Raw genomic sequence first — 24,101 nt, 5'->3', positions numbered from 1 at the left:
TCTGTCAATGTTTTGTTATTCATATTCATCGCAGTGCCACACTCCCGACGGCTCTTTCTGCAACACACAATGATTTGCCCTGGAACAGTTGGCGCAGAGTCCTTTCACATTGACGGGTTGTTGCATCACAACGCGATCGGCAGATGTTGTGCTGCTCACGAGGCCGGCATCATAGAGCTCGCATTGTACGATGGTCTTTTTTGTACGCTTCCGGTATTTGCAGTAGCTGGCATGTACGCAGTTAGAACAAATGCTGTTCATCGCCTTTGAAAAGAGTCGATGAAGCATATCTTCGGGTAATGTTGCAAGGGTAACCATGACGCTTGTTATTTTCACAAGCGTTTGCGAAAAGCATACCAGTCTGGAATCGCTGTTTTGAACGCGTAGTCGATGAATGACAGCGCGCAGGGTGGAGCGCTTTAGAACAGGTGGGGTGAAATGCACCAGTGGGGTTGCCAGTTACCGGTTGCCGGTTTAGGACCGTGTACTTTGATAGTTTCGGACCTCAATCACTAGATAGTTGGACATGACGTCGATTAACACTGCACCAACTGGCAACTGGCAACCGGTAACTGGCAACTATTTCTTCATCTTCTCTCTCAGCGTTTTCCGGTCAATCCCCAGAACCCGGGCGGCCTGTGATAGGTTGTTCGCGCTGGCGGCAAGCACATTGGTAATGTATTCTCGTTCCACTTCTTCGAGTGTTCGGTCAAGCCCTTTTGACCGCAGCGCAGAGTAACGGAACGACTCGGGGAGGTCTGGCGCATCGATGGAATTATCGTCTGCGAGGATCACCAGGCGATGAATGAGGTTTTGCAGCTCCCGCACATTGCCGGGCCAGCTGTAGGCTTTCATGGCCTGCGTGGCCTTTGACGTAACGTGGATCATATCTTTGCCCAGCTCGCGTGTGTAGCGGGTAAGAAAAAAGCTGATCAGCAACAGGATGTCGTTGCCGCGCTCGCGGAGGGGAGGCAACTCGATGGAAATGATGTTGAGCCGGTAGTAGAGGTCTTCGCGGAAAAGTCCTTTTTTCACAAGCTGCATCAGGTCTACGTTGGTGGCTGCTATCACACGCACATTCACCTTGTGCGGTTTTTTGGAGCCGATCATGTAGAACTCCTTCTCCTGGAGCACGCGCAGCAGCTTGGCCTGCATGGCGAGGCTGGTGTTGCTGATCTCATCGAGGAAGATGGTGCCTCCATCGGCGGTCTGAAAAAAACCGGCACGTGTTTCCGTTGCTCCTGTAAAGGCGCCCTTCATGTAGCCGAACAGCTCACTCTCGAGCAGCGAGTCAGGAATGCCGGCACAGTTCACGGGAACGAAGGGTGCGTTTGAGGCGTGGCCGCCATAATGCAGGGCGCGTGCCACCAGCTCTTTTCCCGTTCCGCTTTCGCCGGTGATCAGTACGGTGGCCGTTGTAGATTTCACTTTGGCAATGGTCTTGAACACCTTCAGCATTTCTTCTGATTCACCGATGATGCCGAAGTTCTGCGGTACAAGCCTGCCCGGCTCCGCTCTTTTGAATTGCCTGGTCTTTGACAGAACACGTTCAACGGCGCTGAACAGCTCCTGGTCGGTGAAGGGTTTTACCACGTATTCTTCAGCGCCCACCTTGATAGACTGCACGGCGCCTTCAATGGAGGGAAATGCCGTGATCACCAGGATGCCAACCCCCTTGAAATTTTCCGATACGTGCTGAACAAGCTGCACCCCATTGCCATCGGGCATCTTGAGGTCCGTGATCACAAGGTCAACACGGATGGATTCAAGCATAGCGATGGCGCTCTGCACCGCGTGTGCCGTATACACCTGGTAGCCCGCCGAGACCAGGTTGCGCCTGATCAGCTCCACCGTCTCAATCGAATCATCTACTACGAGTACGCTGGCATTGACTGGTGTTTTCTTTTTCATGTTGTTATTTTTTTAGCCATAGGCACAAGCTTTTTCAAGTACGAAGTACGATTTACGAGGTACGAAGTTAGAGCTGTGATCAAGACTACTCGTTTCTTTGATTCCCTACGTATCCCTATTTTCTCATCTCAATGCAAAACACTATCACTTGACCCTTGCCTGCGCTCTTCTGACTCCTGGCTCCTGGCTCCTTACTTCTTACTACTTGCTACTTACTCCTTACTCCTTACTCCTTGCTACTTACTCCTTACTCCTTTTCTCCTCCCCGCCGGCAGTGTAATATCGAACCTCGTTCCTTTCCCCGGCGTACTCCTGACAGTGATGCTGCCGTGGTGTGCCACAACAATGCCGTGAACCACAGAAAGCCCAAGCCCTGTACCCTGGCCGGGAGGTTTGGTGGTGAAAAAAGGCTCGAAGATCTTTTTTCTGACCTCGGGCGTCATACCGTGCCCGGTATCTTTTACGGTCAGGGTAACCTGGTTCCCTTTTTTTCCGGTCTCGATCAGCAGCGCTCCGCCTCCGGACATGGCGTGAATGGCGTTGGTGACCAGGTTCACCAGCACCTGGCTTAGCTGTACGGCGTCTGCCTCGATGTTCGGCAGGTGGCGGTCAAGCTTCCGCTGGATCTTGATCTTCCGGCTCTGGTACCGCACATCCATGAAGTAAAGAATGTTCTCCACGATGTCGTTCAGGTTTACAGCGGTGATCTGGCTGGGCAATTGCCGCGAAAAGATCATAAGCTTTTTAATGACCTCGCGTGCATACAGCGATGCCTTGAGGATCCGTTCGATGTCTTCGTGCTGCTGTTCATTGAGCGAGCCTTCCTTTTTGATGAGCTGGGCAAACCCCAGGATCCGCCCGAGCGGTTCGTTAAGCTCGTGGGCGATGCCGGCGGAAAGCTCGCCAACGAAGGCCAATCTTTCCGAATGCCGGAGCTGCTGTTGAAGATTGTGCTTCTCTTCTTCTACCGCGGTCCGTTTGATGATGAGTGAAAGCTCCCGGGCTACCGCTTTGATCAGCCTTTTTTCTTCTGTAAGAAATGTATGGGAGGTCTGTGGCTTCTTTACTGCCCGGTAGCCTATCTCCAGCGTGCCTCTTTTCTTCTGATCGATGATCAACGGAGAGGAGATGCGTCGCCTGGTAAGTTGAAAGCCCGCAGTGGCAAAAACCTGGTCATCTGCAACGATGCGCGCTTCCGCGAGGGTGGGGTGCTGCATGGCCGAGGGAAGTATGCCCAGGGTCTTCTGTAATATATCGGCAATGTTGTTGCCGGCTTCCCAGGCGATGCTGGAAAGCTCATACAGACACTTCAATTCTTTCAGGCGCTCCTGAAGCTTGAACTCGACGCTGTTTAGGGGTGCTTTGATCATAACAATACAAAAGTAAGAACAGGAACGTCACCCTGCCCGAATTCTTTGTCAGGTTCCGGGGTATTTCCCCCTGGTGGGTAGTTTCTCCCCAGTGATCGTTGGCCGAATATGCTCATAACAGCGCTGATTCCGGGCTTTGAATCTGGCACGGATCCTGCAAAGAACAGTTTTGATTTTGTAAGGAATGGAGAATGCAATTTGTGTTACGAGGACTGATTACCAGCGCATCCTGAACGTGATAGGAACAACTTCAGGTAAGCCGGCCGGTGGTATTGCGGGTGTTTTGATTCGGGAGCTCGAGCGCGCCAGGATGGTGGCGCCAGCCCATGTTCCCGGAAACGTGGTAACGATGAACTCGCGTGTGCTGGTGAGAGAAGTTATCAGCGGCCGTGTTACGGAGATCACCGTCACTTACCCGGATGAGGCTGCAGGCGTCAACGGCAAGGTATCGGTGCTCTCGCCTATAGGTATTGCGTTATTCGGAGGCCGCGAAGGGGATATTGCGCGGTGGAGAACGCCATCAGGTATCGGAGAATTCAGGATCGAAAAAGTGGTATATCAGCCCGAAGCCTCAGGACATTATCACCTGTGACGTATATATGCTTTGCGCGTGGGGGCGCGCAAGTATAGTGATTTGTGAAGGAGAATGGTGATAAAAAAAGCTGACCAGTGATGGTCAGCTTTTTGTGCTTTTAAAGTTGAATCTATTCTAAATTCTAACTTCTACTCTTAGCGCTTCTTTTTAGCGGGTTTAGCTTGTCCTTTCTTCGCGATAACCTTCTTCACAGCTTTCACCACTTTAGCTACTACTTTTTTCACCAGTCCTTTTTTCGCCGGTTTCTTAGCAACCACTTTCTTGGCTACTTTTTTTGTAGCGGCTTTCTTGGCGGCTTTTACAGGCTTCTTCGCTGCTGCTTTGGCCGGCGCTTTTTTAGCGGGCTTCGACGCCTTGGCGCTGGGCTTCTTCGCGCTGGTCTTGGGAGACTGCTTGAACGTTGTAGCTGCTGCGATCTGCTTCGCCATCAGATTCAGTGCAGAACCTGCTTTGAACCATTCGATCTGGCCAGCATTATAAGTATGGTTAACTTTAATGGTGTCTTTGGATCCGTCCTTGTGGTTCAGCACCAGTGTGAGCTGCTTTTCGGGCGCAAAGCTGGTCAGGTCGGTGATGTCGATGATATCATCTTCCTGGATCTTGTCGTAATCAGCTTCGTTCGAGAAAGTGATGGCAAGCATGCCCTGTTTCTTCAGGTTGGTTTCGTGGATCCGGGCGAACGACTTCACCAGGATCACCTTGATGCCAAGGTGGCGGGGTTGCATAGCAGCGTGCTCGCGTGAAGAACCTTCGCCGTAGTTATGGTCGCCCACCACGATCGAAGAGATTCCGGCGGCTTTGTAGGCGCGCTGGGTTGCCGGCACTGGGCCGTATTCACCGGTGAGCTGATTTTTAACGCTATCGGGCTTGTCGTTGAAGTTGTTGATAGCACCGGTCAGCGTATTGTTCGAGATGTTATCCAGGTGTCCGCGGAAACGCAGCCAGGGACCTGCCATGGAAATATGGTCGGTGGTACACTTTCCTTTAGCCTTGATCAGCAGGCGCAGGCCAGTGTAGTTCTTGCCGTTCCAGGGTTCGAAAGGGCTCAATGCCTGAAGCCTGTTAGACTTCGGATCGATCTTCACCCGCACGCCGCTGCCATCTTTGGCCGGAGCGAGGTATCCGGGATCCTTCACGTCAAAACCTTTTGGCGGGAACTCAACGCCCAGCGGTTCGTCGAGCTTCACAGCCTTGCCTTCATCGTTGAGGAGGGTATCCTTCATCGGGTTGAAGGTGAGGTCGCCGGCAATAGCGAACGCCGTGGTGATCTCCGGTGAGGCCACGAAGGCGTGGGTATTGGGGTTACCATCGTTGCGTTTCGCGAAATTGCGGTTGAATGAGGTGATGATGGAGTTCTTGCGGTTGGGATCGTTGGTATGGCGTGACCACTGCCCGATGCAGGGACCACAGGCGTTGGCCAGTACTACACCACCCATTTTTTCGAAGATCCCCAGGTATCCATCGCGGTCTACCGTATACCTTACCTGCTCGGAGCCGGGGGTAATGGTAAATTCTGCCCTGGCCTTGATCTTCTTGTCAACAGCCTGCTTGGCCAGTGATGCCGAGCGTGAGATATCTTCGTAGGATGAGTTGGTACAGGAGCCGATAAGACCTACTTCCAGCTTTTCAGGCCATCCGTTCTTCTTCACTTCAGCGGCGAACTCAGACAGCGGTATGGCGCGGTCAGGTGTGAAAGGTCCGTTGACGTGGGGCTCGAGTGTGGACAGGTCGATCTCGATCACCTGGTCGAAATATTTTTCAGGATCGGCGTACACTTCAGGGTCGCCGGTGAGGTGCTCCTTCACTTTGTCAGCGAGGTCGGCAACTTCTTTACGGCCTGTGCCACGCAGGTACTGGGCCATTTTTTCGTCGTAACCGAAGGTCGATGTGGTTGCACCGATCTCTGCACCCATGTTACAGATCGTGCCTTTGCCGGTACAGGAAAGGGTAAGTGCACCAGGACCGAAATATTCTACAATGGCTCCGGTTCCGCCTTTTACGGTCAGGATGCCGGCCACTTTCAGGATCACGTCTTTGGCTGACGACCATCCGCTGAGTTTGCCGGTGAGCTTCACACCGATCAGCTTGGGCCATTTCAGCTCCCAGGGCATACCTGCCATCACGTCTACAGCGTCAGCGCCACCTACACCGATTGCAATCATGCCGAGGCCGCCCGCGTTCACGGTGTGGGAGTCGGTACCGATCATCATGCCGCCGGGGAACCCGTAGTTCTCGAGCACCACCTGGTGGATGATACCAGCACCCGGCTTCCAGAAGCCGATGCCATATTTGTTTGAAACAGATTCAAGGAAGTTGAACACCTCGCCGCTGGCCGTCAGTGATTCAGCAAGGTCTTTTTTAGCGCCATCCTTGGCCAGGATGAGGTGGTCGCAATGTACGGTGGAAGGCACACGCACTTTGGGAATGCCCGCAGACATGAACTGGAGCAGCGCCATCTGTGCTGTGGCATCCTGCATGGCCACACGGTCAGGTGCGAAGTTTACGTAGGTTTTGCCACGGCCAAAATTCCCCACGGTCTGCTCTTCGTGAAGGTGAGCATACAGTATTTTTTCTGAGAGTGTGAGGGGCTTATTAACGGCTTTCCTGGCCTTGGCAATACGTTCCGGTAGCTGCCTGTAAACGGCCTTGATCATATCTAAATCGAATACCATACATTAGTGTTTATAAAAGCGGTGCTAAAGTACTAAATTTTTTCTGGTTGATTCACGTGTTCCAGAGCAGGGGAGAGATTTTCGTCCTCGGGTAAAGGCACGGCCCTGAGCTTGTCCAGGAGGGCATTGAGCTGGCGGGCCTCCTCCATCGTCAGGTTGCTGATCATGTTCTCCAGCGATTGGACCGGCTCTTTCATCTTCTGGAGAAGCTCCAGCCCTTCATCGGTGATGCTGATGTCGACAGACCGTTTGTCCGTTTTGCCTGACACGCGGCGGATCATACCCTTGATGCGGAGCCGTTCTACGATGCGGGAAGAATCAGACATTTTTTCGAGCATCCTTTCCTTGATCAGGTTCACGGAGGCAGGCTGTGGATACCGCCCCTTGAGGATGCGGAGAACGTTGTATTGCTGACGGGTGATGTCGAATTGTTTAAAAACCTCGGCCATGCCGGCCACCAGGTGATTCTGCGTGTGAAGTATGTTCAGGATCACTTTATGGTACTCGCTGCCGAATGACTTCTGCTGAATATCCTCCTCCAGAGACATAACAAAATGGGCTTAGTGAATGGGCTTAATTTTTAGACAGCCCTAAAGTAACCATTTATTGAGAAAATTGCAGGAATTTATACACTTCCGGGCCTGGAAGGAAGCATCCGGTCAACAATTCACTGAAAACAGGGATGGTAGGATAATTGACAGTTGACAACGGACAGTAGACAAGGGGTGAGGGCACTGGGTGCCGGTTGGGTAACCGTTTACGTATCAAGCATGTTGTCAATTGCAACATTGTCAATTGTCAACTACTCTTTGGTTGTTAATGTCAGGTTCTCGAAGTTCAGCTTTTCGTTCTCACGGGTATAGACGTAGCTGTTATACTCCTTGCTGAAAGTAACCGAGAGCTTCATATTTTCCTTGAGGATCCTGACGATGCGGTATACGGTACTTTCCGAGACGTTCAGCTTCTCGGCGAGTGCCTTGGGTGAGCCGGTGGCCTTGCGCCTGATCAACTGGTCTGTCTTGATAATACGGGTAATGTACTTCTCCATGGGTTAATTTGCAGGTCTAATCCGTATCCGGGAGGATGCCGGTGTTTTGTAAAAAAGATGCCCGGGGTTTAGAATTTAACTTTGGCATTGGCCATCGCGGCCTGAAGCGACGTAAATTTTTCGGCCTGGAGCCGGATGATGTGCTGAAGGATGTCAACGGTATAGCCACCGCTGCCGCTGTTTCTATGATGTTCATCACTGTGGGCGTAGGCCTGTTCTGCCATTCTCTTATGAGGCATGCGAAAGCTTTTTAAAACGGTAAATAACTCCAGGGCTGCCTGTGCTGCCCGGTAATTTTGAAAGGTAGGAGAATTCCTTAAATTTTTTTCTATCCTTGAAATAAGCGAAGGCTTGTCTTTGAAACGCCAGTAGATCTCCCGTATGAACGGAAGGTTGTAGGGAAGATATCCCTCCTTGAAATTGGTATAAAGCACGTCTTCACAATCACAGTTCCAGAGCAGGTGGTCGAAAACAAACATGGGCATCTCAACAGCACCTGGGCCCATATAGCTCTTGTTGTAGTCTACCTTGATGGGATCGTAATAGAACCTGAGCTCGTTGGCGAACACCGAAGGCGATACGTGCCGCTTGGCATGCACCACGCCCCGTACCATGCTCTCCATCTTTTCACGAAGCCGCAGGCAATGCAGCTCGAAATCCTCGCGCTCCAGGTCCATGGTGTGCATCGCTTCCAGTTGTATGATCGACTCCATCAGGTCTGGCAGGGCGATCTTTACACTTTCGATCAGCGCTTTTTCGTCGTCGAGACCGGTGTAGGTCCTGATCCTGCTGCCACCGGGATTCCAGATAGAATAATGCAGCAGGGTATCGCGCGGGGGCAGGTCAGTTTTTACCATGAGCACCAGCAGCACGTACTCCAGCTCGGGCACAACCTCCACCGGTTCGATGCCGTGCTTTTTCAGGATGCCGATAAAGATGCCGAGGTCGCGCATGGCTGCAATGGCCTGATCATAGGTGTACAGATCGAGCGCGTCGGGCATGGGCAGCAGCCGGTATAAAAGCTGTATGATCGCATGCGTATCACCGCTCCTGTTCAGCTGATGGAGCTGCGCCAGCTTATCGTCGAACAGGAGCGGGTCTAAGGCATGGATGGTTTCGTTGTTACGAAACCAGTGCTGCATTACAAAGTAAGAACTTCCGGTCTTCATCACACTAATTCAGGAGCCACTTCAGGCATTCAGGTTCGGAGTTGAACATATTGATCTGCAGGTTTCCCACGCTGGCCTCCTTGTTCACTTTGTTCACCGTTGCAGCGGCAAAGACATCGTCGGCCACCACGGCACCAACTTTTTTAAGGCCCAGCTTCTCGACTTCCGGGAACCACTCGCGTGTGAGATAATCCTGCACTTCTTTGGAAAGGACCTTGAGCTGGCGGTGATCGCTCAGGTGATTTTTCAACAGGTTGTCTTTGATGTAACGCGTCATGAAAGAACATCCTTTGCGCACATCTTCCGGTTTCAGGAAACCGATCCACTGGGCAACGATGACGTTATTGTTTTTGTCAAGGTAGATGTCAACGAAGGGTTCCTTCATCAGGTTTAATTTACTCATGTTTTTGCGGGTTAGGGTACTTTAACAAATGTGCATTTCCAGACTTTCATTTTTTGACAGTGGACTGAAGCAACGGTAACGGTGGCTGCGTCGCGCACAACGATTTCGCTATCTGGCGTGTGAAATATTGTCTATTCTGCAAATTCTTTACATCTTTTTTTGCAGGCAGGTATACCGTTGGTCACGTAGTAACTGGCAATAGCCATAAAGTTGTACCGATCTGTGGTACAGAATGTTAAATGGGTATAAATGAAAAGGATATAACGGTAAGATTACTGCTTTCTTAAATTTAAGAAGGGCAAATGCTGGTCAAAGTATAAAAAACTTACAGGTGTACCCAATAGGTAAAAATGCAAAAAGATCGTCTCGGCGAAGGGCGCGAAAGACTACCTGACCGGTTGTTTTTAGGGGGGCCTGACAACGGGCAAGGGGCGGAAAAGATCTGCCACCAAACAGAATATTACAGGTGAAGGCGTACTGCTTTCGGCCTACTTGCTGTTGATGCTGTTGATATAATTCAGGAACTCGCGCTTGATGTTCTCATCGGTGAATTTACCCGAGAAATAAGCAGTTCCCGTTTTGCTGTTGGTGTCGCCAACGCCGCGGGAAGCCACACACATGTGGTTCGCGTCAAGCACCACACCTACGTCTTCGGTATGCAGCACGCGCTGGATCTCTTTGCCGATCTGCACCGTGAGACGCTCCTGCACCTGCGGACGTTTTGCAAAATACTGTACGATGCGGTTGATCTTCGACAGACCGATCACCTTACCCGATGAAAAATAGGCTACGTGCGCTTTGCCGTAGATGGGTACAAAATGATGCTCGCAGTGTGAGTAGAACGTGATGTCTTTCTCCACCAGCATCTGGTCATAGTTGTATTTATTTTCGAAGAGGCGTGCATGGGGCCGGTTCAACGGATTGAGCCCGCTGAAAACTTCCTTCACATACATCTTGGCTACTCTGCGCGGTGTGCCGTTGAGGCTGTCGTCGGTGAGGTCGAGCCCGAGAATGTGCATGATCTCCCGGAAATGTTTTTCGATGCGCACGATCTTCTCTTCGTCATCGAGCTCGAAGGCGTCGGCGCGAAGGGGCGTATCGGCAGAAGAACCAACGTGGTCATCACCTATGTCTTCCTGGTCGTTGGGCTTAAGAGGCCGGATATTCAACGAAATTTCTTTCTGTCTCATACAAGGTGATTTTCAGTTCTAAGTTGGAATCTATCTTCTGCCTTAAGATCCTCCAGATGACAACGGCAATGTTCTCAGCAGTAGGATTGAGGTTCTTAAAATACTCTGTGTCCAGGTTCAGGTTCCGGTGATCGAATTTACGCAAAACGTTTTCTTTGATCAGGTCGCTCAGCACTTTCATATCATACACATAACCTGTTTCCGCATCGGGCTCGCCAATGACGCTCACGATCACTTCATAGTTATGCCCGTGATAGTTCGGGTTGCTGCATTTGCCGAACACCTTTGCGTTTTTCTCGTCAGACCATGCAGGGTTAAAAAGCCGGTGTGCCGCGTTGAAGTGCTCTTTACGTGAAACCTTTACCTTCATTCAGTAAAAGTAACAGGATTACGGTTAAAAGGTTCCGGAAGAGGGTGAAACCTGGCCGATTTTGTAGAAATAACTGGTTATCAGCATCGTTGCCGGTTGGCAGTTGCCTGTTACCGGTTCAATCGTTGTTGAATCACTTTACCGGGCTACGTTCACAGGAATAGAAATCATCACGGAAAGCAATATACGCCCCTGAACTGGCTATCCGGCATCTGGCAACCTGGTAACCATTTCAGAAATTCGTTACTGCCAGCGAATCGTGCGACCTCAGCAACGCCAGGTTGATACCGAAGGTCAGCTCGTGGCTGGTGAACCTGGCACCCACTGAATTGTTGGTGGGTACTTCGAACACATACCCGAAGCGATACTGGTCTCCGAGCTTCATCTGCACCAGCAGGCCATAGGTGTTGAAGTTGCGCGTGAAGACGCCCGCAGTATATTTTTCATTGAGGTTTGCCGCGAAGTTCAGGTCGGCAGAGAGCCGGGAGCCCTTTACACCTTTGAGCAGCACCGATGGCTTTAAACGGATGTGTTCGTTGAGGAAGATCACGTATGCGCCCATGGCATAGAAGTGCCTGTTGTACAACGTTGCTTCGGTGGTGTCGGTATAAGACGCCGTGGCTTTCAGCAGGCGCGGTACAGATACGCCGAGGAAATAACGATCGCTGTGAAAGATGGCACCAGCGCCGAAGCTCGGCTTGGTGGTGTTAAAAGTTCCTGTAAACAGCGGGTCACCGGGGTCATAGGGATTGAGATCGCCGTTGTTGCTTCTGAAATTGACAACGCCCGCCTGCAACCCGAAAGAGAGATACTTGTTCTTCAGGTCGAGCTTGTAGGCATACGTGGCATGCACCTCGGTGTTGCTATTGGCACCAACCTGGTCTTTCACCACCATGAGGCCAGCACCCATTTTGTTATCGAGCAGCGAAGTATGACCATTCACATTGAAGGTGGTGGGGCTTCCGTCGAAGCCCGCCCATTGCTTCCGGTACGAGGCAGCTGCCGTAAAATGATTGTTGAGACCGGAATACGCGGGGTTGATCAGCAGCGGATTGTTGAGGTACTGCGCATACAGCGGATCGGTCTGAGCCCATGAGCATATGGAGATCACGGAAAAGAATACGAGCAGGAGTAAAGATCGTCTCATGATGCTTTATTGTTTTAAGTTAAGGAAGCCTGTCAGTGTTTGCCGTTTCTGCGCCTGGTCTGTAAATTCTACTTTGTAAAAATAGGTGCCGGACTCAAGTGATTTTCCGTTGTCGTTGTTGCCTTCGAAACGTTTGCCAGGCACTTCACTATCGTAATTGTTCATGACAAAAACGGGGTCGCCCCATCGATTGAAGATACTGACTTTGTTGGTGCCCGGCAAATTAGCGATGTGCATATAACGATTCTTTTCGTTGCCGTGGGGTGCGATGGCGTTGAACACTTCCACCGTTGCTGTCACATCCACTTCAACGGAGAGAATGCTTTCTGTACACACGCCGGCATAATCGCAGGCCTTTACGATCAGCTGATCCGTTCCGCTGAAGGAGATGCCATCGTAGTTCAGCCTGAGCGTTACTTGCGTATCGGAGACCTTTTCAATGGTAGCTGTGGCGCCGCTCGAAGGTGATTGCACGATCTGGATGGTAGAGGCATCGAGGTTGCCATCGGCATCGGAAGTGATCTCCAGCATGTTGATGGTCTTGATGGTTCCCTCCGGCGCGTCAATAGGTTCGGGCTGAATGACAGGTGCTATGTTGGTTACGTTCACTGTGATAGTGGACTGGTCACAGGCTGCGGTAGCATCACATACTTGCAGCACCAGCGTTTCCGTTCCGGTGAAGTTCGATTTGTAGTCGATCGTGAGGGAGGTTCCATTGAGAATGGTTGTACCGATCTCGGGTTGCTGAAGAATGGCCAGCGTGGCCACGTCTATATCACCATCTGCGTCTGACATCAGCGTGGCAAGGTCGATCGTCACAGCATGCCGGGTCACAACGCTCACGGTATGGTTGTTGAATACGGGAGCTTCACCGGGCGTTATCGTGATGGTCCTGGATACCGGTGCCGAAAGGGTACCATCCGCATCGGAGACACGGATGGTGATCGTTCTGGAGATGGCTTGCGTGCGTCCTGAGATCACACCCGTGTATTGCAACGCTACCGTTCTGAGCAATGACTGGTATTGCGGCACCGGCGCTTTTCCGCGGAAGCTGAGCACACCGGTAGTGGCGTTGAAGGTACCTGTGATTCCCGTTTGAGTGGTAAAGGCCAATGTTTCGATGCCGGGCTGAAAACCGCCGATCGAGACCGTGGCCTGAACGATCGAGTCATTATCTGCATCGGTCAATAGCAGCTCCGGATCGATCACTACAGGACCAGCTCCGGGCAACGCCTTGCGGGGTGTAGTGTTGATGGTTGTAACTGCCGCGGGATTCATATTCCTGAAGTACATCATATATCCCGATAGGCCTCCCTGGAAGATATCGAGATCGCCATCGTTATCCTGGTCAACGAAGGAAGGTGCGGGTTCGTAATGATTGTCGCCCTGCTGGATCAAATCGCCTCTGTACCTGAACACGGGCGCCGATGCTGATCCGGTATTTTCATAATAAGAGAACTCGTTTCCGTCAGAAAGCTCCACAACACCTCCGCCTTCACCGATGATCGCATCCAGATCTCCGTCGTGGTCGATGTCATTGAAACGTGGTGCAAGCACAAAGTTCTCGGAAACCTGCGCCAACGGGTTGGCGGTTCCGGTAACTTCCGTGAACACCGGTGATTGCGCGGTTCCCGTATTTTTAAAGTAGCGGATGAAGTACACGTCATCAGAGGTTCCGGAGATCACATCGGAAACAAACAGATCGAAGTCACCATCGCCGTCCATGTCCGCAAAGTCGCTTTTGCCTTCTTCGATCACCAGCGCGGCAAAGGGGCCACTGCTGAAAAGCTGATGTACAAAAACACCGTTCTCATTCTTATAATATTCGATCTTCGTAGTTGTTCCTGCAGACACACTTCCCACCAGGTCTTTGTCGCCATCGCCATCGAGGTCGATGAGCGAGGGTACAAATGTGCCGGGTATTGCAAGGCCAGCGAAAGGATTGTTGCTACCGACCTGCTCCACGTACGATCCATTAACATTGGCGTAGTAACGAAGCCCGTTGTTGTTAGAGCCGATGAGCAGGTCCTGGTCACCATCGGTGTCAACATCCGTAAAATAAGGTGCAGAGTCCGATCCGGTGGCCACACCATCGAAGGGACTGTCAAAGCCGTTCTTTTGTTCGAAAGCGCCATTGCCCTTGTTCTCAAAATAGAAGATGCCCGTGGTGGTGTTGTTTTCCGTGCCGACGATCACATCGGCATCTCCGTCATTGTCGAAGTCCGCCGATGAAGGTGAGCTGTTGGTGCCGATGCTGATGCCATTGAAAGGATTTGCTGTGCCGGTCTGTTCCTCGAAAGTAGTTGGACCTGTGCGTTTGTAATAATAGATCTTTCCGTCAGCCGCACCCAATAGGAGGTCGAGGTCACTGTCCTTGTCGAGGTCGATGAACGAAGGTGTGACTTCTGCCAGCGCGGGGTTGATGCTTGTGAGCGTGCCGGGTGTAAAATTACCAGCGCCGTCATTGATATAATAATGGATCGATTTATTGTTGGGAAGGTATGAGGTGCCGATCACCACGTCGTCATCGCCATCTCCGTCCATGTCTGCAAAGGCTGGACTGCTGTAGTTACCAAGGTACACGCCATTGAATGGATTTCCGGTTTTAGTGGCGGCGTTCCAGGCTCCGGTCTCCTGTTTAAAAGGAGGAGTTGCTTCACCTTGATTCCGGTAATAGCGGAACCCACCATCTTTGGAGCCGATGAGCATGTCATGGTCACCATCTTTATCGAGATCGCTGAACGCCGGTGTTGAGCCAATGCTGAACACGATGTACTCGAAGGGATTTGCCTGGTAGCGCATGCGGTCAAATACAGGCTTTGCTGCAGTGCCCACATTTTTCAGGTAATGAAACCCGTCGGAATAGGCGCCATCGCCTGCGGGAAGGTGGGCCACTACCACATCTTTGTCGCCATCCTTGTCAACGTCAAGCACCACCGGTGTAGGGTGGCTGCCTCCGTTGATGGGCTCGCGGAGGGGATTGAGTGACCTCGGCTGTGCTTCGAAGGGACCAAGCCTGACAGCAGGCCCGTTTTGCGCTTTCGCCACGTTCATCCACAGCAACATGGCGATGAGGGCTGTTGCGGGTTTGAGCAGAAGGCGGAAAGTTTGAAAAATGAGTCCCGGGAATTGTGTTGTAAAGGTGTTGCGGAGTGCCTGACCTGCGAAATTCAGGGCGCCAGCGGTTTTTTTCATTGAGCCAACGAACAGGTTATGTTGAAAAACTTCAGGCGTTAACGGCTTGTCTGCGATTATGTTACCGTAACACACCAAATTTTCACGAAGATAGGGGGATGCGATCGTTGCAGGGATCGCATGTTTGTGCGATTTCAGGGGGGTGTTCAAGGGATGACATCCTTTGAAAGGATGTCATCCCTTCAAAAACTTACATGGTAAACCACCAACACAATCGATTGAAACTGCAAATGTCAGTGCAATTTTAAAATCTACTGAATTGGTGGAACTTAATTATCCGGAAAGGTCTTACCTTGTATGCCGGATTGAGATTAAGCTCTGGAGCTGGCTAACCAAAAATGGCCTGGGTGCTAAAAACCAGGACTGTCAGCAGTAAAGCTAAAAGTAAACGATATTTTAAGCTCACGGGTAACGGGGTTTAGTTTTTTTAAGGAGTTCGAAGATAGAAGATGAAGTGTTTATTCACAACTTTAGACTAAGCTGCTGATCTTCAATTTTTAACAGAATATTACAAGGGAATGAATTTTGATGAAATCAAGGGCCGGATAGAGGCCTACAAAGGGGAGGGGAAGAAACTTTTCACGACTTCTTCATTTCAGTCGCACAGTCTGGTCCTGCTCCACATGTTAAGCCGGATCGATAAGACCATTCCGGTATACTTCATCAATACAGGCTTTCATTTCCCTGAAACGGTTCAGTTCCGCGATCTGGTGACGGAGCGGTTCGGCATCAATACCATCGATCTTAAATCAGACGTTCCCAAATTCATGCAGCGAGACCCTGACGGCAAGCTCCTGTTCACATCAGATCCTGACCATTGCTGTTATCTCAATAAGACCCAGCCCATGGATGCGATCCTGCTGGCCCACAACATCTGGATCAACGGTGTGCGTGCCGACCAGAGTGCTACGCGCGCAGCCATGAAAATAGAACAACCCGCCAAGCATGGTTGTGTCCGCTTTCATCCCATGCTTGACTGGAACAGTAAAATGATCTGGCAATACCAGAAAGAATATAACCTTCCCAAACATCCCCTGGAAGAAAAAGGCTTCGTCAGCATTGGCTGTGAGCCCTGCACCCGTAAATTAGACCCCGAAATGCAGGAACGTGAAGCACGCTGGTTTGGCCTTAACAAAGTTGAATGCGGCTTGCACACAGACTTAATCAATAAGTAAAAGGAAATGAAAGTACTTGTTACGGGTGGCGCCGGCTACATCGGCACTGAGCTGGTGAGTCTTCTGATCGCCAACCCCGAGGTTGACAAAGTAATTGTCTACGATAATTTAAGCCGTCCCAACTATAACCTTTTCCTGGGGCTCAGGTTGCAGAAACATCAGAAGATAACCTTTATCAAGGGAGAGTTGCTGGATTCACGCGCCCTGCGAAAAGTGCTGAAGGATGTTGATGTTGTGTATCACCTGGCAGCAAAGGTAACAACACCTTTCGCCAATGCAGACTCCCATGCCTATGAGCAGGTGAACCACTGGGGCACCGCCGAGCTGGTCTACGCGGTGGAAGAGAGCAACTCGGTGAAACGGTTCATCTATACCAGCAGCACCGGCGTGTACGGCTCGTCGAAGATCCCGGCCCACGAAGATACGCCGCCCGATCCGCAGACATTCTACGCAGCCTCGAAGCTTCGCGGCGAACAACATGTGCGGCGACTGATCAACGGCGGAAAGATCGACACCTTCCTCATGCGGTGTGGCAATGTGTACGGCTACAGCAAGAGCATGCGCTTCGATGCTGTGATCAACAAGTTCATCTTTGAAGCCAACTTCAACAAGCTGGTGACCATCCAGGGAGACGGAAAACAATCACGCACGTTCATCCATATCGACATGGTAGCCAAGGCGCTGAACAACCTCCTGACGGCAGACCTGCCCAGCGATGTGTACAACATCGTTGACCGCAACCTCAAGGTGATCGATATCCTCGATGTTCTCAAGGAGCTTATTCCCGACCTGGAGTTCATATTTATCAATCAGCACCTGCGGCTGCACGAGCTCAATGTAAAGGTGAATCCACTGATCAGTGACACCTTGCATATCAGAAATGACCGGAGCCTGAAGGAAGAACTTTCCGAATTTCTCACTAAGTTTAGTTTTTAACCTGTTTTACTAACCCTGTAGTTTTACCGCATGCAGAATATTGCTACGGTCATTATTTTATTGGCTGTTGTCACAGCCCTGTCACAGCTCACTGACCTGGTCAAGATCCCGTACCCGATCCTACTGGTGCTCACGGGCATGGGCATTGGCTTTTTCCCCGGCCTTCCGGTGATCCATCTTTCGCCTGAGACGGTGTTTCTCATCTTTTTGCCGCCTATTCTTTACCAGGCGGCGTGGACAACCTCGTGGCCCGACTTCAAAGCAGCCAAGAGACCGATCACGCTGCTGGCGATAGGCTGCGTGATCTTCACAACCTGCGCCGTTGCGTGGGTAGCCCATACCTTTATCCCGGAGCTCGGCTGGGCAGAAGCTTTTGTGCTGGGCGCCATCATTTCACCACCGGATGCAGTTGCCGCGGCGGCTGCCACCAAAGGCTTGAGTGTGCCCAAACGTGTGACCACCATCCTGGAAGGGGAGAGCCTTGTGAACGACGCCACTGGCCTGATCGCGTACCGTTTCGCGCTGGCGGCCGTGATCACGGGAACGTTCAGTGTATGGGAGGCAAGTTACAAGTTTGTGATCGTGGCGGCGGGTGGTATCTTTCTCGGTCTGGCCATGGGATATCTTTTCAAATGGATCCATAAGATCACACCCAATAATCCCACAGCAGACACGGTACTGACGTTTATAACGCCTTATATCATTTACCTCTTTGCAGAGAACATCCACATCTCCGGCGTGCTGGCGCTGGTTTCCTGCGGACTTTTTCTAAGCTGGAACTCTTCCGAGATCTTTTCACAGCAAACCCGGTTGCAGGCTTACAACACATGGGATACGGTGATCTTTATGCTCAATGGTATCATCTTCATCCTGATAGGCCTGCAGCTGCCGGAGATTTGGGGGCAGATCAACAATGAAATTGCGCCGGCCACACTCATCAAATATGGCGCTATTGTCAGCGTTGCCGTTATCATCGGCAGGATCATCTGGGTATATCCGGGCACGTTTGTTCCGCGGTGGCTCAGCAAAAAGATCAGGGAGCGTGAGCCCGGCGTGAATGTCAGGCTTGCCACCATTGTTGCCTGGGCCGGGATGCGTGGTGTTGTATCGCTCGCCGCCGCGCTGGCCATACCGCTCACCCTGGATGGCGTGAATCCCTTTCCGAACAGGGACCTCATAATCTTTCTAACGTTTTGTGTGATCTTTTCAACCCTGGTGGTTCAGGGGCTCTCCCTGCGACCGCTCATCAAGCTGTTGCGCATCAAGGCAGATGACCATGAGCAAGCCAAGGAACAGGCGATCCGCATGCGCATTGCATCGGCAGTGATCGAGCATATCGAAGAGAATTATTCATTGAGCCTGACGGACGAAGTGCTCAACCAGATCAAGACCAAATACGAGATCAGGATCCAACGGCTACGCAAAGACAACACCCAGCAGAAGCTGACCGAAGCAGAGATAGACCAGCTCCACAGCATTCAGCAGGAGCTGCTGGCCGCGGAACGGAGTCAGGTGATCGCGCTTCGCAGACAAAGCACCATAAGCGACGAGATCCTGAGGAAGCTGGAATACGAGCTCGACCTGGAAGAGACAAGGCTGATGCTGGAACGGGGAGTGTGAGAACACCGGTCCATAGTCGATGGACCATGGTCCGTGGCCAGGGATTGAACCGTCATTCTGAACGAGGCATGTGAGGTAGGCTTCAGGGAGTGAAGAATCCCCTTAAAGCGAAGTGCACGTTTTAAGACATGCCTTCGAATTAAGTACACAGCAAGTTTCAGGGGATCCTTCGCTCGCACAAACCCACCGCAGCTGTCACCGCTCTGGATGACGGACCTTCAATGGGACATGCCGTGGACCGTCGGCTGTAGTCCGTGGACTATTTCTGCATCACAAATCTGTAATAATGACGTGTGCCGTTCTTCAGCGTGAGGTGAAACGGTGAGCCTACCACACCTGCGAATTTACAGAAGAGCTTTTGCCATCTGGGCGGCACCAGGGTCTTAATGCGCGCTTGTTTTATGTCATCTTCGGCTTCGATTGACCTGATCACATTGCTGCTGATGTCTTTCTCTTCGATCATCTTCATGCCTGTATCAAAAAGATAACTTCTCAGCACGTTCATTTTATTGTCTCCTCTGAAATCCACCATCAGCAGGTGTCCGCCGGGCTTCAGCACGCGTTTTACTTCACTGAGGAATTTTGATACCGAGCCGTAAGCGTGGCAGGATTCGACATTGATCACCACGTCTATGCTGTTGTCGGCAAAAGGAATTTCTTCGGCACTGCCCTGAATGAACTTCAGGTTGTTTGTTGCGTGGAGGCTGTTGGCAAGGTCCACGGCATTTTGAGCGAGGTCAAGTCCGGTATAAAAGGCTGGCTTGAAGAACCTGGCGATATGGCTTGCACCACCACCACGGCCACTGCCTACCTCTAGCACCTGCTTTCCGGTGATTGTCACCCTTGACGCGAGGTAGTGGTACATCTGCATGGGATACTGCTGCACCGTTTTTTCGTTGTCCAGCTCCGGAAGTCTTTCATTGTCGTCGGGAATGAACCCATAGTTCATGAATTGCCATTCAGCTGCGGGAATCCGTTTGGCGAGAAGTTCATAGGTTACTTTTGCATTGAGCCGTTTGAACCAGGCAAACCGCTTCAGCGGGTACATAATAATTTTAACCATTGCGGTCGGGGTTTAGGTTAAGGGTGACTCAAGATAAGATTTTAACTCCAATATCCGTCAAATCGGGATACTTTAACGTGAGCATTGGGCTTGGAAGGTACATGGGTGTGAAAAGGGAAAGAGTCCACGGTCGATGGTCCACAGTCCACAGCCGTGCAGCATGACACCGCTTATCGTGCCGCGTATCTCGATCGCTATTGGGACGTACCTGTCCAAGACAACGCTGCTCTGCCGTGGACTGGGGTCTGTGGATCGTGGACTCTTCCAACCAGGCGGGCGAACTTATTTTTAACAATCGCAGTTTTTCCAACATCTGAAACTATAAACCACCAAATGGAAACAACAACGAGTTCTGAAACAGCCCTTTTTATAAAAATGGCTGTCACCGCATGGAAAACACAAAACGAACGTGTAGACAAGCTGCTCGACAAGCTTTCTGACGATCAGCTCCGCAGCGATATCGCCCCGGGCAAGAACAGTGGCGCTTACCTTCTGGGCCACCTCACTGCCGTGAATGATAACCTGCTTCCGTTATTCGGCTTTTCTGATAAGCTTTATCCTGAACTTCAGAATATTTTTCTAACCAATCCAGACAAGTCAGGCCTTGCGCAGCCTTCCGTGGCAGAGCTGAGAAAATACTGGCACGAGGTCAATAAAAAACTCGTCAGCCATATCGATGCGATGAAGTCCGCAGAATGGTTCACCAGGCATAACTCCGTATCGGAAGAAGACTTCGCCAAAGAACCTCACCGGAACAAGCTCAATGTGTTATTGAACAGAACCAGTCACCAGGCTTACCATGTGGGACAACTGGTGTTGCTGCAGAAGAAGAGTTAAAAAGTTGCCAGTTGCCAGTTACCGGTTGCCAGTTTAGGGAGGCAAGGTATCACTACGCCGTTTTCTTTTCAGATGATAATGCTGCGGAGTTCAGTTAGTGAAAGGTTAACCGCTCGGAACCGGCAACTTGTAACCGGCAACTGGCAACCATCCTACCGAAGATTTTCATTGATCGCATCCAAAAGATATTCCTTCGGGTCGCTGGCGTATTGCCAGAACATAACCCCGGCCATGTTATGGTCCTTCACATACTGGCATTTATACCTGATGGATTCTTCGTCGTCGTACGTGACGAGTTGTTTGGTTGAGTCATTGAACAGGTAAGGTGCTTTGGCTTTTTCATCCCAGTGCCTGACAAAACCAGGCTTTATTGAAAGGCTGTCTTTAATATAAGTATAACCTCCGCCTTTGGTCACAGAATCTACCGGCCGGTTGATACCACGGTTGTCGAGGCTTTTCATAAACCAGCTTCTTCCGTAAAAAGGCAGCCCCAGCACTAACTTTTCAGCGGGCACGCCGGCTTTGGTGTAGTCCCTGTATGCCTTGTCGCCGGAGAGCTCGGTGGCATCATTTTCAGATGCAAAAAGATTGGAGTGATGTCCAGCGGTATCGCCAGCCACATAGAAGTCGTAGGCCATCAGGTTTACATAATCCAGGTAGGCTTGCGCTTTTCCCATTTCTGTGATCCTGATGAACTCATAGAAGCAGGGGATGGCGGTGGTCAGCTGATAGGCCTTTCCTGTTCTCTCTGAAACGGAATTGAGCGCTTCGCGGATAGCCTTGAACATGAGTGTAAAATTTTCGCGGTCTTCCGGCCTGAATACGTTGTCTTCACCTCGTAATCCGGGGTACTCCCAGTCGATGTCAACACCATCAAGACCGTATTGCTCCACGATGGAAGCGCTGCTTGCCGCGAATTTTTTGCGTGAGCTTTCTGTGAGCACGGCGTCTGAGAAATTTTCGCTCCACGACCATCCACCGATGGAGATGAGGATCTTCAGATCAGGATTGTCTTTCTTCAGGTAGCCAAGCTTCCTGAAATTGACAGTGTCCGTGGCAATATTGGTGAGCCATGCCAGGCTGTCTTTTACATCCACAAAAGCATAGTTGATATGCGTGAGCTTGGTGGCATCGATGGTGGTCTCATCCAGCAGCCCGCGAAACCCCGGCACATACCCGATCACAACCCGTTTGTTTTTCCCCTGGTCCGTGAGCTCTTTCTCACTCTTGCAGGATGCCACCAAAAGGATGAGTGCGGCGAAGAATAGTAGTGTTCTGATCATAACGTTTATGGATGAATGCCAATTATAAGCATGTTGTTTCGATAACACGTTGCCGCTCGTAAAAATCGTTGCCAGTTACCAGTTGCCGGTTTACCTGCCGAAGCTTTAGCGTAGGCATGGATAGCCGGTTGAGAGCAGTCCTCTCATGATGTTGTTCCTTGAAAATATAACGCCATGGAGTGGATTAGCACCGAAACGAAACGGGCAACTGGTAACCGGCAACCTGAAACATTTCTTACTAAATCGTAGAACATATCATATCTTTTTCCTTATTTGGTATACAATTTAGAAACAAATGAAAGAAACAGGTTTGGGTGAGTTCGAAGAGGTCATCCTGTTGCTGGTAGGCATTTTGGGCGAGGAGGCGTATTCATTCAGGATTGCCGAAGAATTTGAGACGCAGACCACGAGGCCTGTATCCATCGGGGCGGTACATTCTACACTGAGCCGTTTGGAGGATAAAGGGTTTTTGAATTCGAAGATGGGAAAGGCTACCGCAGAACGGGGTGGAAGGAGAAAGCGGATCTACACCATTACTGCCTATGGCCGGCAGGCATTGATTGCTGCACGCGACTTCAGGGTGTCGTTATGGAGCCAGTATCCTCCCTTTGCAAACAATTTCAAATTTGAGATCTGAAACTACTGAACCAAAGGCAGGTATCCAGATAAATCGTAAATCTCTAAATCATAGATCTGAAATCGATCAAACCCATACCGCCAAGACTTGCGCAGCGAATACTGCTTGGTTTTCTCAGAGACGACCTTGCCGAAGAAGTGCTCGGCGACCTGCAGGAGAAGTTTGATTCGACGGTGGCAAAAGGATCACCGCTGAAAGCAAAGCTGAATTACTGGTACCAGGTTTTTCATTACCTGCGGCCTTTTGCGTTGAGGAAAGCACGACTGTCATTTAATCATTATGCTATGTTCGAGAACCATTACAAGATCGCCTGGCGAAACCTGTTCAGGCAAAAAATGTATTCCGCTGTAAAGGTCGGCGGATTCGCTATCGGCATCGCGGCCTGCCTCCTGATCGCGCTGTTCATTCGCCAGGAGCTGAGCTATGACCGTCACTATACAACAGCAGATCGCATGTACAGGGTCATCAGGGAAAGCACCCGTAATGGTGAAAGGAGCAAGGGGTTGTACTTCCCGGCTCCTTTTGTCAAGGCTTTGGAAGAAGACTATCCTGAGATAGAGAAAGCGGGCCATTATATCGGCAACGTGAATTTCGGCGGAGGAAGTAATGAGATCAGGCGTGTGGATGAGATCGAAAGTACGCACGAAGAAGGATTTCTGTTTATGGACCAGCACATGTTCGAGATCCTTGAGTTGCCATTGATCTACGGCAGTCCGAAAAATGCGCTTACGGAGCCGAAGACCATGCTGATCACCCGGCGTAAAGCGGATAAATATTTTCCTGGCGAAGACCCCGTTGGCAAGCTGTTCATTCTGAATAATGATGAGAACAGGCAGTACAAGGTGTCCGGTGTTGTTGAAAATTTTTCAGTGACGTCGCATTTACAATGTGATTTCATCATGACCATGGCGGGCCAGGAGTTCTTTCCCGGCGAGCAATCAAACTGGGGTGCCAGCAACTATATCGATTACGTTGTAGTGAGGCCGGGCACTGACGTGAAAGCACTCGAGCAAAAGCTATCGGCCATTGTGGAGAATCATTATCTGCCTGCGGAGATCCAGAACGGCAGAGATGCAGGCGCCCTTGCCTGGGTGAAGAGCCTGCAATTCAAGCTGCAGCCAGTACGTGATATTTACCTGAATGAGGAGGGCATCGGAGATGGTCTGGACCATGGGGACATCCGCTACATCTGGTTGTTCGGTTCGATCGCGGCGTTCATCCTGCTCATTGCCTGTATCAATTTTATCAACCTGTCAACGGCACGTTCGGCCAACCGGGCAAAGGAAGTCGGCCTTCGAAAGGTGGTGGGCTCCCATCGCGGTAGCCTCATCAGTCAGTTCCTTACGGAGTCAGTGATGCTCAGCCTGTTTTCATTTGCCCTGGGGCTGTTGCTGGCGTGGGCCATCTTGCCATATTTCAATCAGATGCTGGCCAGGTCGCTCACTTTTCCCTGGAGGGAGTGGTGGTTACTGCCCATGCT

Annotated in this window: 21 protein-coding genes and 1 pseudogene; 8 read left to right on the top strand and 14 right to left on the bottom strand. The window is 51.0% G+C overall.

What is annotated here, in order from left to right; all coding sequences use genetic code 11:
• Positions 1-15 precede the first annotated feature (15 nt).
• The 3 genes from KK083_RS01770 to KK083_RS01760 form a co-directional block, all read right to left on the bottom strand.
• Positions 16-318: a hypothetical protein gene (locus tag KK083_RS01770; RefSeq protein ID WP_254160052.1), complete on the bottom strand. Its 303-nt coding sequence runs from the start codon at positions 316-318 to the stop codon at positions 16-18.
• 261 nt (positions 319-579) lie between these two features.
• The gene (locus KK083_RS01765; protein ID WP_254160050.1) at positions 580-1,911 is read right to left on the bottom strand and encodes a sigma-54-dependent transcriptional regulator; all 1,332 of its coding nucleotides are present in this window, start codon (positions 1,909-1,911) and stop codon (positions 580-582) included.
• Positions 1,912-2,147: 236 nt separating this feature from the next.
• Positions 2,148-3,281, bottom strand: a complete 1,134-nt coding sequence (locus KK083_RS01760) for a sensor histidine kinase (RefSeq protein WP_254160048.1) — start codon at positions 3,279-3,281, stop codon at positions 2,148-2,150.
• Positions 3,282-3,465: 184 nt separating this feature from the next.
• Here KK083_RS01760 and KK083_RS01755 point away from each other — a divergent pair, with 184 nt between their 5' ends.
• Positions 3,466-3,873 carry a GreA/GreB family elongation factor gene (locus KK083_RS01755; protein ID WP_254160047.1) on the top strand — a complete coding sequence of 136 codons (408 nt, stop codon included), beginning with the start codon at positions 3,466-3,468 and terminating at the stop codon, positions 3,871-3,873.
• Between the two features lie 137 nt (positions 3,874-4,010).
• Here KK083_RS01755 and KK083_RS01750 read toward each other — a convergent pair whose 3' ends face one another.
• From KK083_RS01750 to KK083_RS01710, 9 genes are all read right to left on the bottom strand, one after another.
• Positions 4,011-6,548: an aconitate hydratase gene (locus tag KK083_RS01750; RefSeq protein WP_254160046.1), complete on the bottom strand. Its 2,538-nt coding sequence runs from the start codon at positions 6,546-6,548 to the stop codon at positions 4,011-4,013.
• A gap of 32 nt (positions 6,549-6,580) precedes the next feature.
• On the bottom strand, positions 6,581-7,096 hold the full coding sequence (locus KK083_RS01745) for a MarR family winged helix-turn-helix transcriptional regulator (RefSeq protein WP_254160044.1): 516 nt from the start codon (positions 7,094-7,096) through the stop codon (positions 6,581-6,583).
• 254 nt (positions 7,097-7,350) lie between these two features.
• The gene (locus KK083_RS01740; protein ID WP_254160042.1) at positions 7,351-7,596 is read right to left on the bottom strand and encodes an HTH domain-containing protein; all 246 of its coding nucleotides are present in this window, start codon (positions 7,594-7,596) and stop codon (positions 7,351-7,353) included.
• 68 nt (positions 7,597-7,664) lie between these two features.
• Positions 7,665-8,765, bottom strand: a complete 1,101-nt coding sequence (locus KK083_RS01735; protein ID WP_254160040.1) for a monodechloroaminopyrrolnitrin synthase PrnB family protein — start codon at positions 8,763-8,765, stop codon at positions 7,665-7,667.
• A 4-nt stretch (positions 8,766-8,769) separates the two neighbouring features.
• Positions 8,770-9,168 (bottom strand): hypothetical protein, encoded by a 399-nt coding sequence (locus KK083_RS01730; protein ID WP_254160038.1) that lies wholly within the window; start codon positions 9,166-9,168, stop codon positions 8,770-8,772.
• A 488-nt stretch (positions 9,169-9,656) separates the two neighbouring features.
• Entirely contained in the window at positions 9,657-10,358 is a 702-nt protein-coding gene (folE, locus tag KK083_RS01725; RefSeq protein WP_254160036.1) for a GTP cyclohydrolase I FolE, read from the bottom strand.
• Positions 10,318-10,728 (bottom strand): 6-pyruvoyl trahydropterin synthase family protein, encoded by a 411-nt coding sequence (locus tag KK083_RS01720; RefSeq protein WP_254160034.1) that lies wholly within the window; start codon positions 10,726-10,728, stop codon positions 10,318-10,320. The genes folE and KK083_RS01720 overlap by 41 nt, the downstream gene beginning before the upstream one ends.
• Before the next feature lie 232 nt (positions 10,729-10,960).
• Positions 10,961-11,875: a PorP/SprF family type IX secretion system membrane protein gene (locus KK083_RS01715; protein WP_254160032.1), complete on the bottom strand. Its 915-nt coding sequence runs from the start codon at positions 11,873-11,875 to the stop codon at positions 10,961-10,963.
• Positions 11,876-11,881: 6 nt separating this feature from the next.
• Positions 11,882-15,070, bottom strand: coding sequence for an FG-GAP-like repeat-containing protein (locus KK083_RS01710; RefSeq protein WP_254160030.1), 3,189 nt, complete (start codon positions 15,068-15,070; stop codon positions 11,882-11,884).
• Positions 15,071-15,588: 518 nt separating this feature from the next.
• Between KK083_RS01710 and KK083_RS01705 the strand changes: the two genes are divergently transcribed.
• Genes KK083_RS01705 through KK083_RS01695 form a run of 3 tightly spaced genes read left to right on the top strand, consistent with a single transcriptional unit; the run spans position 15,589 to position 18,801 of the window.
• Positions 15,589-16,245, top strand: coding sequence for a phosphoadenylyl-sulfate reductase (locus KK083_RS01705; RefSeq protein ID WP_254160028.1), 657 nt, complete (start codon positions 15,589-15,591; stop codon positions 16,243-16,245).
• A gap of 6 nt (positions 16,246-16,251) precedes the next feature.
• Complete coding sequence (locus KK083_RS01700) at positions 16,252-17,181, top strand: NAD-dependent epimerase/dehydratase family protein (protein WP_254160026.1); 930 nt, start codon at positions 16,252-16,254, stop codon at positions 17,179-17,181.
• Between the two features lie 30 nt (positions 17,182-17,211).
• Positions 17,212-18,801, top strand: coding sequence for a Na+/H+ antiporter (locus KK083_RS01695; protein WP_254160025.1), 1,590 nt, complete (start codon positions 17,212-17,214; stop codon positions 18,799-18,801).
• A gap of 259 nt (positions 18,802-19,060) precedes the next feature.
• Here the strand turns inward: KK083_RS01695 and KK083_RS01690 are convergent, their stop codons facing one another.
• Complete coding sequence (locus tag KK083_RS01690) at positions 19,061-19,864, bottom strand: class I SAM-dependent methyltransferase (RefSeq protein WP_254160023.1); 804 nt, start codon at positions 19,862-19,864, stop codon at positions 19,061-19,063.
• A 333-nt stretch (positions 19,865-20,197) separates the two neighbouring features.
• Between KK083_RS01690 and KK083_RS01685 the strand changes: the two genes are divergently transcribed.
• The gene (locus KK083_RS01685) at positions 20,198-20,701 is read left to right on the top strand and encodes a DinB family protein (protein WP_254160022.1); all 504 of its coding nucleotides are present in this window, start codon (positions 20,198-20,200) and stop codon (positions 20,699-20,701) included.
• Between the two features lie 152 nt (positions 20,702-20,853).
• Here the strand turns inward: KK083_RS01685 and KK083_RS01680 are convergent, their stop codons facing one another.
• Positions 20,854-21,984: a glycoside hydrolase family 18 protein gene (locus KK083_RS01680; protein WP_254160021.1), complete on the bottom strand. Its 1,131-nt coding sequence runs from the start codon at positions 21,982-21,984 to the stop codon at positions 20,854-20,856.
• A gap of 295 nt (positions 21,985-22,279) precedes the next feature.
• Here KK083_RS01680 and KK083_RS01675 point away from each other — a divergent pair, with 295 nt between their 5' ends.
• The 3 genes and pseudogenes from KK083_RS01675 to KK083_RS01670 form a co-directional block, all read left to right on the top strand.
• Entirely contained in the window at positions 22,280-22,621 is a 342-nt protein-coding gene (locus tag KK083_RS01675) for a PadR family transcriptional regulator (RefSeq protein ID WP_254160020.1), read from the top strand.
• 137 nt (positions 22,622-22,758) lie between these two features.
• Positions 22,759-22,818: pseudogene (locus tag KK083_RS32815) on the top strand (hypothetical protein); the annotation flags it as partial.
• Positions 22,819-22,905: 87 nt separating this feature from the next.
• A partial coding sequence (locus tag KK083_RS01670; protein ID WP_254160018.1) for an ABC transporter permease occupies positions 22,906-24,101 on the top strand: 1,196 nt, incomplete at its 3' end.

The organism is Chryseosolibacter histidinae (assembly GCF_018598225.1).
Classification (GTDB): Bacteria; Bacteroidota; Bacteroidia; order Cytophagales; family Cyclobacteriaceae; genus Chryseosolibacter; species Chryseosolibacter histidini.
This window is presented reverse-complemented; position numbering and strand designations above follow the sequence as displayed.